The organism is Comamonas sp. GW821-FHT11H03 (assembly GCF_058807955.1).
In genome coordinates, this window is record NZ_JBXARF010000009.1 from 86,264 (window position 1) to 98,516 (window position 12,253).

The 12,253-nt window shown below is 62.4% G+C and carries 11 protein-coding genes, 1 tRNA gene and 1 riboswitch; of the genes, 4 read left to right on the forward strand and 8 right to left on the reverse strand.

Going from position 1 to position 12,253, the window contains the following annotated elements; translation table 11 throughout:
* Positions 1–22 precede the first annotated feature (22 nt).
* Positions 23–988 (forward strand): glycosyltransferase family 32 protein, encoded by a 966-nt coding sequence (locus tag AC1RTQ_RS19135; RefSeq protein ID WP_492878308.1) that lies wholly within the window; start codon positions 23–25, stop codon positions 986–988.
* Between the two features lie 45 nt (positions 989–1,033).
* On the opposite strand, the gene AC1RTQ_RS19140 is transcribed toward AC1RTQ_RS19135, so the two are convergent.
* From AC1RTQ_RS19140 to radA, 4 genes are all read right to left on the reverse strand, one after another.
* Positions 1,034–1,243: a zinc-finger domain-containing protein gene (locus AC1RTQ_RS19140; RefSeq protein ID WP_003059801.1), complete on the reverse strand. Its 210-nt coding sequence runs from the start codon at positions 1,241–1,243 to the stop codon at positions 1,034–1,036.
* Between the two features lie 144 nt (positions 1,244–1,387).
* The gene (locus AC1RTQ_RS19145; RefSeq protein WP_302092752.1) at positions 1,388–2,326 is read right to left on the reverse strand and encodes a branched-chain amino acid transaminase; all 939 of its coding nucleotides are present in this window, start codon (positions 2,324–2,326) and stop codon (positions 1,388–1,390) included.
* 81 nt (positions 2,327–2,407) lie between these two features.
* A complete protein-coding gene (locus AC1RTQ_RS19150; protein WP_492878042.1) occupies positions 2,408–2,863 on the reverse strand; it encodes a glycerate kinase in 456 nt (151 codons plus the stop codon).
* 180 nt (positions 2,864–3,043) lie between these two features.
* Positions 3,044–4,429, reverse strand: a complete 1,386-nt coding sequence (gene radA, locus AC1RTQ_RS19155) for a DNA repair protein RadA (protein ID WP_492878044.1) — start codon at positions 4,427–4,429, stop codon at positions 3,044–3,046.
* Positions 4,430–4,609: 180 nt separating this feature from the next.
* Between radA and AC1RTQ_RS19160 the strand changes: the two genes are divergently transcribed.
* Positions 4,610–4,686 (forward strand) — tRNA-Met (locus tag AC1RTQ_RS19160).
* Positions 4,687–5,007: 321 nt separating this feature from the next.
* On the opposite strand, the gene AC1RTQ_RS19165 is transcribed toward AC1RTQ_RS19160, so the two are convergent.
* Complete coding sequence (locus AC1RTQ_RS19165) at positions 5,008–6,315, reverse strand: Glu/Leu/Phe/Val family dehydrogenase (protein WP_302092756.1); 1,308 nt, start codon at positions 6,313–6,315, stop codon at positions 5,008–5,010.
* Positions 6,316–6,524: 209 nt separating this feature from the next.
* Between AC1RTQ_RS19165 and AC1RTQ_RS19170 the strand changes: the two genes are divergently transcribed.
* The gene (locus AC1RTQ_RS19170) at positions 6,525–7,448 is read left to right on the forward strand and encodes a fumarylacetoacetate hydrolase family protein (RefSeq protein WP_492878046.1); all 924 of its coding nucleotides are present in this window, start codon (positions 6,525–6,527) and stop codon (positions 7,446–7,448) included.
* Positions 7,449–7,602: 154 nt separating this feature from the next.
* On the opposite strand, the gene AC1RTQ_RS19175 is transcribed toward AC1RTQ_RS19170, so the two are convergent.
* Both AC1RTQ_RS19175 and AC1RTQ_RS19180 read right to left on the reverse strand, forming a co-directional pair.
* A complete protein-coding gene (locus tag AC1RTQ_RS19175; RefSeq protein ID WP_492878310.1) occupies positions 7,603–8,538 on the reverse strand; it encodes a PPK2 family polyphosphate kinase in 936 nt (311 codons plus the stop codon).
* A gap of 318 nt (positions 8,539–8,856) precedes the next feature.
* Positions 8,857–9,768: a LysR family transcriptional regulator gene (locus tag AC1RTQ_RS19180; RefSeq protein ID WP_492878048.1), complete on the reverse strand. Its 912-nt coding sequence runs from the start codon at positions 9,766–9,768 to the stop codon at positions 8,857–8,859.
* Positions 9,769–9,861: 93 nt separating this feature from the next.
* Between AC1RTQ_RS19180 and AC1RTQ_RS19185 the strand changes: the two genes are divergently transcribed.
* Positions 9,862–10,365, forward strand: coding sequence for a PACE efflux transporter (locus AC1RTQ_RS19185; protein ID WP_492878050.1), 504 nt, complete (start codon positions 9,862–9,864; stop codon positions 10,363–10,365).
* Between the two features lie 109 nt (positions 10,366–10,474).
* Here AC1RTQ_RS19185 and gltS read toward each other — a convergent pair whose 3' ends face one another.
* A complete protein-coding gene (gene gltS, locus AC1RTQ_RS19190; RefSeq protein WP_492878052.1) occupies positions 10,475–11,713 on the reverse strand; it encodes a sodium/glutamate symporter in 1,239 nt (412 codons plus the stop codon).
* Between the two features lie 420 nt (positions 11,714–12,133).
* A riboswitch (S-adenosyl-L-homocysteine riboswitch) is annotated at positions 12,134–12,243 on the forward strand.
* Positions 12,244–12,253: the final 10 nt, after the last annotated feature.

The window sequence follows — 12,253 nt, forward strand, 5'->3', positions numbered from 1 at the left end:
TTTTTTATTGTTTATCGGCACCATGACCCGGATTCCTGCCCATTTGTTCAAAAGTGCATTAAAGCTGGTTCAGCCCCGGACGCTGAAATCTTCGGCAAGTTACGGCGATGCGGCACCGTTGGTTGTCGATGGCGAGGTGCTGGGTTCGGCGCCGATATTGGCCGCGCCGCAAAGTGCCGCGATTCCCAAGAAGCTGTGGACCTACTGGAACCACCCTCAGCCTGATTCGTTTGTGCGCGAATGCATCCAGAGCTGGCATTTGCAGTGTCCGGATTATGAGGTATGCCTTGTGCATCCAGGCAACCTGGCTCAGTACGTGCAGCAAGGGGCTTTGCCTGCCCGGTTCCTTGAGTTGCATCCCACCAAGCAGTCCGACTGGTTGCGCCTGTACCTCGTGGCCCTGCACGGGGGCTTCTGGCTGGATGCCAGCACCTTGCTGACACGCTCGCTGAGCTGGATGCAGGCAGCTGCCGACTCCAGGACGGAGTTTGTGGGCTTCTATCTTGAAAAATTCACTACCCAGGTGCACACGCCTGTCATTGAAAGCTGGGCATTTGGCGCTTTGGCGGGCTCTGATTTCATCGTCGCCTGGCAGCGGGAATTCCATCAGGCCCTGATTGTCGAGGGAACCGAGGCCTATCTGCAGCGGCTTCAGGCCCGGTCAGACTGGGCCGGTATCCGGCAGAACATCGGCGACCCTCATTACCTGCTGATCCATATCACGGCGCAGCAGGTGCTGCGCCAAAGACGGTATTCACGCATGGCATTGTTCAAGGCCGAGGACTCGGCCTATTACTATCACCATGCCTTGCGCTGGAAATGGTATTTGCTGTATCCCCAGCTGTGCCGGGTTCAGGGGCCGAAGATCAGTGCTCCCATCGTCAAGCTCAGGGGTGGGGAGAGGAGGCATTTCACGGAAATGTTCAAAGCTCACGGCGGGGCAGTGCCAGGCAGCACCTGGCATCGGGCTCTCAATCCCGAGGCATAAAAAAGAGGCTCCTGACGGGAGCCTTTTTCATGAGCGGTGGTTGCTTCAATGCCCGCCAGCAAACACCTCGCCCGCCTTGAGGCGGTAAGTCGTGCCGCAATAAGGACATTTGGCATCGCCGGTCTTGGCCACGTCCAGATAGACCTTGGGGTGGCTGTTCCACAGCTTCATATCGGCCTTGGGGCTGGGGCAGAACACACCACCCTGGGCGTTCAGGTCTTTGGCGGCCAGTTCGACGACGGCATTCGTGGTCATTTCTCGTGTCTTTCGTGTTTTCAATAGTGAAGCATGGCCGGAAATACTGGCGCAATTGAGATCAGAAGCACCAAGCAAGGGCCGTCCCGCAGCGACGGTGCTGTCCCCCGAGGGGGAAGCGGCAAAGCCGCTCAGGGGGTTGATTTATACCAAGGTGAGCCAGTGTGCGTATTTGGGGTTGCGGCCGTTGACGATGTCAAAGTAGGCCGCCTGGATCTTCTCGGTAATCGGGCCGCGGCGGCCTTCGCCGATCTGTAAGCGGTCCACTTCGCGGATGGGCGTGACTTCTGCGGCGGTGCCGGTGAAGAACAGCTCGTCCGAGATATACAGCTCATCGCGGGTGATGCGCTTTTGCACGACTTCCAGGCCCAGGTCCTTGCAGATGTGCAGCACGGTGTTGCGGGTGATGCCGTTGAGTGCACCGGCAGACAGGTCGGGGGTGTAGACCACGCCGTCCTTGATCACAAAGATGTTCTCGCCCGATCCTTCGGAGACAAAGCCCGATGCGTCCAGCAAGATGGCCTCGTCGTAGCCGTCGTCCAGAGCCTCGGTATTGGCCAGGATGGAGTTGGTGTAGTTGCTCACCGCCTTGGCCTGGCTCATGGTGATGTTCACATGGTGGCGGGTGTAGCTGGAAATCTTGGTGCGGATGCCGCGCTGCATGCCTTCCTCGCCCAGATAGGCACCCCAGGCCCAGGCTGCCACCATCAGGTGGATGGTGTTGCCCTTGGGCGAGACACCCAGCTTGCGGTCGCCGATCCAGGTCAGCGGGCGCAGATAGCAGGATTTGAGGCCGTTGGCCCTGACCACCTCGACCTGGGCCTGGTTGACCTGCTCCTGGCTGAACGGGATCTGCATGCGCAGAATCTTGGCACTGTTGAACAGGCGCTTGGTGTGCTCTTCAAGGCGGAAGATGGCCGTGCCCTGTGCGGTTTCGTAGGCGCGTACGCCTTCAAAGGCGCCGCAGCCATAGTGCAGCGTGTGGGTCAGCACGTGGATCTTGGCGTCGCGCCACTCCACCAGCTGGCCATCCATCCAGATCTTGCCGTCGCGGTCGGACATCGAGGGAACAACAGGGCTCATAAAACCATCCTCTATGGGTTGTGTGTTCAGCGGGCGCTGCTGCCGGGTCGGCGGCAGCGCTTGTCTCCTGAAACTGCCATTTTAGGGGGAGGTCGGGGGCGATGTCCGGGCGGTTGCTTGCGCGGCAGTCGGGTTCAGGTCTTCCTTGGGCTCGGGACGCTGCAGCTCCCACTTCATGAGGCGGCCGGCGACAAACTCGCAGGTCACATGGGACTGCGAACCGTCGGTCCAGCGGTAGATCTCGGGGCTCTGGCCTTCTTCGGACAGGCGCTGGCCCAGGGAGCGGGTCATGGCCACCACATGGACCAGCGGGGCCTTGGGCTTGAGCTTGGCATTGAGCATCACGGCGCTGCCCACATAGCCGATAGGCCGGTCCGATGCCTTCTTCATGATGGTCATCAGGCGCGTGAAGTGCAGCAGCCCCCACATGAGGATGCCGCCTGCCACGGCCGCCACGCCCGGCCAGCCCGCAGAGTTGTAGGCTGCGATCGTCAGCACGATCAGGCCCAGGGGAACCAAAATATTGCGCAAATTCATGGGCTTATTGTCTTACGAGGGTGTGGGTTCGAGTGTGCGGGCAGTGCGTATGCCCGTACAGGCTGCTGTGATCAAGGGGTTTTCAAAAACAGTAGCTGCATTCGCATATGAATAAAGAATTTCAGACAATTTATTGTCTGAAATCTATAATTTACAAGCGCTAGCAGCTATCAAAATACATCAACCAATGCCGCGCACGATGTTGATGGCCTCATCCACGCGCTCCACGGCATGGATGGCCAGGCCGGCGATGGGTTTCTTGGGTGCATTGGCCTTGGGGACCACGGCGATAGTGAATCCCAACTTTGCCGCCTCCTTGAGCCGCTCCTGGCCGCGAGGTGCTGGGCGCACCTCTCCGGCCAGACCAACCTCGCCAAACGTAATAAAGCCTTTGGGCAGCGACTTGCCGCGCAGACTGGAAGTGATTGCCAACATCACAGCGAGGTCAGCTGCAGGCTCATTGATGCGCACGCCGCCCACGGCATTGACGAAGACATCCTGGTCGGCGCAGGCCACGCCCGCATGGCGGTTGAGCACGGCCAGCAGCATGGCCAGCCGGTCGCGGTCCAGGCCGACCGAGAGGCGGCGTGCGGCCGGGCCGCCCTGGTCCACCAGGGCCTGGATTTCCACCAGCATGGGGCGCGTGCCCTCCAGCGTCACCAGCACGCAGCTGCCGGGCACGGGCTCGCTGTGCTGGCTCAGAAAGATGGCGCTGGGGTTGGTCACGCCCTTGAGCCCTTTTTCCGTCATCGCGAAGACGCCGATCTCGTTGACGGCACCGAAGCGGTTCTTGATGGCGCGCACCAGGCGGAAGTTGCTGTGCGTGTCGCCTTCGAAGTAGAGCACCGTGTCCACCATGTGCTCGAGCACGCGCGGGCCGGCCAGCGCGCCGTCCTTGGTCACATGGCCCACCAAAATGATGGTGATGCCCGTGGTCTTGGCCGCGCGCGTCAGATGGGCCGCGCATTCGCGCACCTGGGCCACGGATCCCGGAGCCGAGGAGAGCTGGTCCGAATACACCGTCTGGATCGAGTCGATCACCACCACGGCAGGCTGGGTGGCTTCCACGGTGGCGAGGATTTTCTCCAGCTGGATCTCGGCCAGCACATTGACCTGGCTGTTGTCCAGCCCCAGCCGGCGCGAACGCAGCGCCACCTGGGCGCCGCTTTCCTCGCCCGTTACATAGAGCGTTGGCAGGCCCATACGATGCAATGCATCCATGGCCTGCAAAAGGAGTGTGGACTTACCTATTCCGGGGTCTCCCCCGATCAACACCACGCCGCCTTCCACCACGCCGCCGCCAAGCACGCGGTCCAGTTCCTCGATGCCGCTGGGCGTGCGCGCCACATCCTGGGCCTCGATGGCCGACAGCGGGGTGACGGGCTGGGCATTGGCCAGACCTGCATAGCCCTGAGGCTGGCTCAGGCGGTTCTTGCCGCCCGAGGCGGAGTCGGCCACGGTCTCGACCAGTGTGTTCCAGGCGCCGCAGCCCGGGCATTTGCCCAGCCAGCGCGGGCTGGTGCCGCCACAGGCGTTGCAGGTGAAAGTGGTTTTCTCTTTGGCCATGGGCGGCAACTATACCGACTGGCATGGGCGACAATTGCTGCTGCCAATCGGAAGCTGGCGACAAATCTCAGAGCCAATAACCATAAAAAGCGCGTATTTATATAACTGCTCCGCATGACAGGCCGATTTAGGCTACAATTGCGCCTATCGACACAGCAACGCTGTTGAGAAAAAAATTACCGCGCGATGGAGCAGTCTGGTAGCTCGTTGGGCTCATAACCCAAAGGTCGGAGGTTCAAATCCTTCTCGCGCAACCAATCAAAAAAGCCTTCTGGAAACAGAAGGCTTTTTTCGTTGTGCTCGCGCCAGCACAGGCGCCTATCCCAGCAAAGACAGGACTTGCGCAAGCAAGAATGCAGCCACTGCCTGCCTCCTGCGGCAGTCACCCTGCCTGAACCCGTTTTGCGTAAGTCTTGAAAGAGATGCCGAGCAAGAGCCGCCTCGCGGCCGGGCCGCCCCGGCGAAGGCAGCGTCCCCCTCCCTTGGCGCGAAGCGCGTAGAGAGAGGGCGCCCGGCCAGGGGCGTCCGGCGAGGGGGGCCCGGCCAGGGCGAAGGCGCGCGTAGCGCCTCAGGGGTGCTTATGGATACAGGCCGCGTGCCTCGCGGGCGTGCAGAATGCGCTTGCAGGCCACGATGAAGGTGGCGGTGCGCAGTGTCACCTTGTGCTCCTGGGCCACGGCCCAGACGCCGGCAAAGGCTTCCTGCATGATGCGCACCAGACGGGCGTTGATTTCGTCTTCGGTCCAGAAGAAGCTGGAGAAATCCTGCACCCACTCGAAGTAGCTCACGGTCACGCCGCCGGCATTCGCAATCACGTCGGGCAGAACCAGCACGCCTTTTTCGCTGAGGATGTCGTCGGCCTCAGGAGTGGTGGGGCCGTTGGCACCTTCGATCACCAGCTTGGCCTTGATCTGGCCGGCGTTTTCCTCGGTGATCTGGCCTTCCAGTGCCGCCGGGATCAGGATGTCGCAATCCACGCCCCAAAAGGCGGCTGCATCCATGGCCTCGCCACCGGCAAAGCCACCCACACCGCCGGTATTGCCCACATGCTCCAGCAATGCCGTCACATCCAGGCCATTGGCGTTCTGAATGGTGCCCGTATGGTCCTGCACGGCCACAACCTTGGCTCCGGCATCGGCAAACAGCTTGCCCGCAGTGCCGCCCACATTGCCGAAACCCTGCACGGCCACGCGTGCGCCCTGCACATTCAGGCCGGTGAGCTTGGCGGCTTCCACGCCCACGGTGAACACGCCGCGGCCCGTGGCCTCGACGCGACCCAGCGATCCGCCCAGGTCCACGGGCTTGCCCGTGACCACGCCGGTGGCCGTGGCGCCCGTGTTCATGGAGTAGGTGTCCATCATCCAGGCCATGACCTGACCGTTGGTGTTCACGTCAGGTGCTGGAATGTCCTTGGTGGGGCCGATCAGCAGACCGATTTCGCTGGTATAGCGGCGTGTCAGGCGCTCCAGCTCGGCCTTGGACAGCTTTCGCGGGTCGACACGGATGCCGCCCTTGGCACCGCCGTAGGGCACGTTCACGGCGGCATTCTTGATGCTCATCCAGGCCGACAGTGCCATCACTTCAGACAGCGTCACATCCTGGTGGAAGCGCACGCCGCCCTTGCCGGGACCGCGGCTCAGGTTGTGCTGAACGCGGTAGCCCTCGAAGTGAGCGATACGGCCGTCATCCATCTCGATGGGGACATCGACGATCAGGATGCGCTTGGGACGCTTGAGCGTTTCCACCCAGCGGGCCAGCGAGCCCAGATAGGGGGTCACACGGTCGACCTGTTGCAGATAAATGCCCCAGGGACCGAGATGATCAGGGTTGAGGTAGGAGGGCAGAACATGCGCTGTGGACAGCGCTGAAGAGTCTTTGGCTTGCATGATGTAGGCCTGGTTGACTGAGTGGAGCAAGGTCGTTGTAAGTCCTTGCTGTCCGGGATTCACAGTGTGCGCGCGCCGAATTTTCCTGTCCAAGGCTTCTTGTTTGAGATGTTATGCATTTTGTGCATAACCATCTGAAAGCCGCTCTGGATGTGGGCCAAGCACTCAATTGGTGACATGGAGACAGGAAATTTGCCATCATTGCCGTCATGTCTGAAAACAATGATTGCAAAAGCGGCTGGTGCGGCCCGGCACCGTTTGCCAATACCCCGCCCATAGGGCTGGCTCCCGAGCTGCAGACGCAGGAAGAGGTGCTGCCCGACTGGAAGACGTTGTGGCCCGATTTGCCCGAGGACAGCTATGCCACGGCCGATGCGCTGTGGTGGTCGCGCAAACTGGGCACGGCCCAGGCCTCGGGCGCCGACGTGGCAGCGCTGATGCGCGATGCCATCGATGCCCGTGCCGTGCAAAGCGCGCTGGCACGCACCTGGAACTGGTGGCCCGCCGATCGCGCGCCGCGCTACTGGAAGTCCGGCGGCCCGGGCCGCAACGCAGCTCTGCTGCATGTGCCGCTGCCCGAGGACGGCATTCGCCAGGGATTGAACCCGGTGCCCGCGCCCGAGACCGTCTTCAATCTGCGCTGTGCCGAGGCTGAGATCGCTTTGCGCATAGGCCGGGATGTGAGCGCCGAGCAGGCCGCAGTCCTCGATTACGACAGCGCGCTGGCGCTGGTGGACGCGGCCTGCGTGGCCGTGGAATGGGTGGATGTGCGCTGGCGCGACGGCCTCAAGGCCCCGGCTCTGGCCTTGCTGGCCGACGGCCAATGCCATGGCGGACTGGCGCTGGGCGAGTGGCAGAGCGCTTCCGTCATCGCCGGCCGCGACTGGGCGCGGCAACTGTGCACGGTGGCCGTGAACGGCGGCCCGCCGCAGCGCTTTACCGGCACGCACAGCCTGGGCGATCCGGCCTGGCTGCTCGTGGACTGGCTGCAGCATGTGGCACGCGAATACGGCAGCGTTCCCGCCGGCACCGTGGTGACGACGGGAACCTGGTGCGGCTGCATGCCGCTTCAGGCCGGCGATCGCTTCGAGATGGAGTTCGACGGTCTGGGCGCACTGGGCTGGCAGTTCTGATCCGTCCTGAGGATCTTCAAAAATAGGAGCTGCTTGCGCTTGCTGATGAATGATTTCAGATTCTTTTTAATCTGAAATTCATTACTGTCATGCGCTAGAAGCTCTGTTTTTAAGAGCAAGTTACGAGCGCCAATGGCTGCGGGCACTGGCCGCGTCAGCGGACCTTGATGTGATCGAGCGCCGGTGCGCCGGGCGGATACTGGAGTTCCAGATTGGTCAGCACCTCACGCAGCACCGTGGCCACCATCAGATTGCGGTGCGTCTTGGAGTCGGCGGGCACGATGGTCCAGGGCGCCCAGGGCGTGTGCGTGGCGCCCAGCAACTGACCGTAGGCCTGCTGGTAGTCGTCCCACTGGGCGCGCACCTTGAGGTCGTTCTCGTCGAATTTCCAGTGCTTGCAGGGGTCGTCCAGGCGCTGCTGCAGCCGCTCGCGCTGTTCGTCCTTGCTGATGTGCAGCATGAACTTGACGATCACCGTGCCGGTCTCGCTGAGCATGCGCTCGAAGTCGTTGATCTGCGCATAGCGCTGGGTCTGCTGCTCGGGCGTGAGCCAGCCGTTGACCACGGGCACCAGCACATCCTCGTACTGGCTGCGGTTGAAGAGCACGATCTCGCCCGCCCCCGGCAGTTGCTGGTGAATGCGCCACAGATAATCATGCGCTTTTTCTGCCTCGTTGGGAGCCTTCCAGCCCACGGTGCGCACGCCCAGCGGCGACATGCGGCCGAAGACCGCGCGCAGCGTGCCGTCCTTGCCTGCGGCATCCATGCCCTGCAGGATGACCAGAAGCTTGAAGCGCCGGTCGGCATAGAAAACATTCTGCAGCCCGTCCAGTGCCTCGGCCAGCTGGTTCACGCTGTCCTTGTCATATTGCTTGCCCTGGTCGGAGGAAAAGGGCTTGGCGGTCGGGTCGAACTTCTGCAGATCCACTGCGGGCCGAGGCTGCCCGGCGGTCAAGCGACTGTCGTGCGGTTGGCCCGGGTGCCAGGGCTGCCATAGCTTGCGCAGCGCCTTGTCCTTGGTCTCGAAGGGGTAGACATGGGCAGCGGCGGGCGCAGGAAGTTCCGGTGCCTTCGCTGAGGCCTTGCTCAGAGTTTTGGCTGCAGGTTTGGTGGCAGGTTTGGTGACGGGGGCTGGCTGCGGCGCAGATGAATTGGCCGTCTTGGCGGCTTTGACCGATGCGCTGGTCGGAAACGGCAGGCGTTTGCGTGCCGGCTGGCGGTCCGGCTCGGGGGGCGCAGCAGGCGATGTGGCGGGGGCGGCTTTGGCGGGCTGACGGGGCATGTATTGAAACTCCTGTGCAGTGCAAATTGATTCGCTATGGAATGACTAGCGGCTGGCGCTTGTACATTCTGCTCCTGATGCGTTTTTGGCTTCAAGGCCAGATGTCGGAGGCCAGCCCATGGAGGCTCAGCGCTCGCGCAGCAGTTGCACAAAGCGCCTGGCTGCCAGACCCTGGGCACGCTCCTTGGACCAGACCCAGTCCACGAACAAGGTCGTGCCGTTGCTGATGTTGAGCACGGGAATTTCCATCAGCGCGCCGCTGTCGATATGCGATTCCACCAGGCCCTTGGGCAGCCAGCCCCAGGCCAGACCTGCGCCGATCAGCGACAGCGCTGCCTGGTGACTGTCCGTGCGCCAGAGCTGGCGCGCAAACACAAAGCGCGGATCGGTCTGCTGCGGGTCGCGGCTGGCCACCAGCACCTGGCGCGTGGCGGCCAACTGCTCCACCGTGAGCTGTGGCAGTGTGGTGCGGCCCTGCTCATGCTCGGCCAGCGCCTGCAGCCAGGGCTCGAACTGCGGCGACATCACGGCCACCAGCGTCTCGCGGCCCATTTCCTGGAAGCCCTCGCGCCCGTCCATGGCGGGTCGCTCAAATACCAGGGCCAGATGGGCGCGGCCCGCATGCAAAAGCTCCAGCGCATCTGCCTGGGGAGCGGCCAGCACCTCAATCGGCAGCGCGGGAAACTCGTGCACCAGACGGCTCAGCGGTTCGCTCCAGTGCGTGGCCAGCAGCTCGGGGGCGATGGCCAGCGTCAGCCTTTCCTCCAGACCCGCATGCAGTGCCTGAGCCTGCCAGTTCAGCAACTGCAACTGCTCGGCCAGCAGGCGCGCCTGTGGCTCGAGCGCGCGGGCGGCGGCACTGGGCACGGGCTCGCGCCCGCTGCGCTCGAACAGCTGCAGGTCCAGCTCTGCCTCCAGCTGTGCAATGGCCATGCTGACGGCCGAGGGCACACGCCCGAGCTTGCGTGCAGCCGCCGAGAAGGAGCCGGCATCGAGCACGGCAAGAAACAGCGGAACCTGGTCGGCGCTAAAGGACATGGTGTCGATCTGTCAGAAAAATTGAAAGGAACTGACTTTTATCTTCAATTTATAGAACATACACTGCAGCCCATGTCTCAACAAGCCTCAGCGATGGCATCCGCTTCTTCCTCTGCCGCGTCTCTCAAAAATACCGCCGCCTTTGCGGCCCCCACCAAGGCCAAGGGCCTTCAAGGTCCCAAGCGCCGCATCCTCTATGTGGGTCTGTACGAAATCATCGCCATCATCGTCTCCAGCCTGATCTTCATGGCCATCGGCCAGAAGGCCAGCGACTCCGGCGTCATGGCCGTGGCTGCGTCGGCGATCGCGATCTGCTGGAATCTGAGCTTCAACCACCTGTTCGAAAAATGGGAATCGCGCCAGAGCGTCAAGGGCCGTTCCCTGATGCGCCGCGTGGTGCATGCCATCGGTTTCGAAGGCGGCATCGCCGCCATGCTGATCCCGCTGATGGCCTGGTGGTTCGGCATCTCGCTGTGGGAGGCTGCCGTGATGGAAGCCGGTCTGCTGGTGTTCTTCATGGTCTACACCTTTGCCTTCAACTGGGCCTTTGACCGCATCTTCGGCCTGCCCGCTTCGGCCCAGGCCGTGGCGGCATGATCTGAGCCGCACAAGCCTCTGACGCTTGCCCTGAAAGCGCAAGCAACCATGAAAAAGCGTGTTCCTGTCTACCGGGAACACGCTTTCTTTTTGGGGGCTGATGCAGCGCTCAGCGAAGAATGCTGAGCATGGCCTGCAGCACAAAGGCGTTGATGAGGTCGATAAAGAAGGCGCCGACCAGGGGCACGATCAGAAAGGCCTTGTGCGAAGGGCCGTACTGGTTGGTGATGGCCTGCATGTTGGCAACGGCCGTGGGCGTGGCTCCCATGCCGAAGCCGCAGTGGCCGGCGGCCAGCACGGCGGCGTCGTAGTTGCGGCCCATGATGCGGAAGGTCACGAAGGCCGCATACAGCGTCATGACGATGGCCTGCGCTGCCAGAATGACCATCAGCGGGCCGGCCAGATCGGTCAGCTCCCACAGCTTGAGCGACAGCAGCGCGATGGCCAGATAGATGGACAGCGAGGCATTGCCGAAGACGTCGATGGCACGGTCGAAGACCTTGAAGCCGAACATATAGTCCAGCACGTTGCGGATGACCACGCCGCCGGCCAGCGCCCAGACAAAGGTAGGCAGCTGGATGACCGTTCCCGTGGTCAGGCCGGTCATGAATTCGGCAAAGGCCAGGCAGCCCGCGAAGAGGGCCAGTGTCTCCACCGCCGCATCGGCCGTGATCAGGCGCGGTGCCTTGTTGGGCGACTCGAAGTTGGCGACCGCGCTGCCTTCGCTCACGGTGGGCGCATCGGCGCGCAGCTGCTCGGAATCGGTCAGCGGCTGGGCCAGTTGATGGCGCGTGATCAGCCGCTTGGCCAGCGGGCCGCCCACCAGGCCGCCGATGACCAGACCGAAAGTGGCGCAGGCAATGCCCAGGGTGGTGGCTCCCGTGAGACCGTATTGGTTTTCCAGCACCGAGCCCCAGGCACCGGCCGTACCGTGACCGCCCACCAGCGTGATGGAGCCCGCGACCAGGCCGATCAGCGGATCCAGCCCCAGCAAGGAAGCCAGACTCACGCCCACGATGTTCTGCATCATGATGAAGACGGCGATCACACCCAGGAAGAGTAACAGCGAGGAGCCGCCCTCACGCAGCTTGGCGAAGTTCGCGCTCAGGCCGATGGAGGAGAAGAACACCAGCATGAACGCCGACTGCAGGCTTGCTTCGAAGCTCAGCGCCAGTCCCGTGGTCTGATGCAGCATGAAGATGATGGCCGCCACGACCAGGCCGCCGGCGACAGGCTCGGGAATATTGAAGTCGCGCAGAAAGCGGATATGTCTTGTCATGAGCTTGCCAAGCATGAGCACAAGCACGGCCATGATGAGGGTGTAGTACGCGCCGAAGGTCACGTTCATGAAGATCTCCTGGGTGGTTCCATGCAACGGCCGAAGGGCCTGCCCGGTCATGGCTGGCCATTCGGCGGTGCACGGCTGAGCACATGGACCAGACATTTGCTGTTGATGGTGCCAAAGACTCAAAGATAGGGGCTGTAGGTGCTTGTCCACTCATGGCAAGCGGACCCGTCGGTGCCGGGCTGCCTGAGAGCAGGAAAGCGGTGCGCTCCATTCCCTGCGAATGTGCACCATGTCGGGAATATGCTTGAAATGAGATGGTTGCATTCGTGTTTTGCGAAATTACCTTTTGCCCTGCTCCTGTTTTTGGGGTGTGGAAAGTCGAATCTGCTATAGCCATTCGCAAAGAGCCCGCCTGCACAGCCGCGGGGCAAAGCGCCTTGACGCCCCGATTGCCTGCCCTCGCCGTAGAATGACGGGCTTCACCCCGAGGAGCGCTGCAGCAGGTCATCCCTGAGATGTTTGACCCGTCAGGCTCGGGGTCGCAGATCCGGTTGGCGATCTGCCTGCACTCCCAACGGCGCTCACCTGTTTTCGATTCTG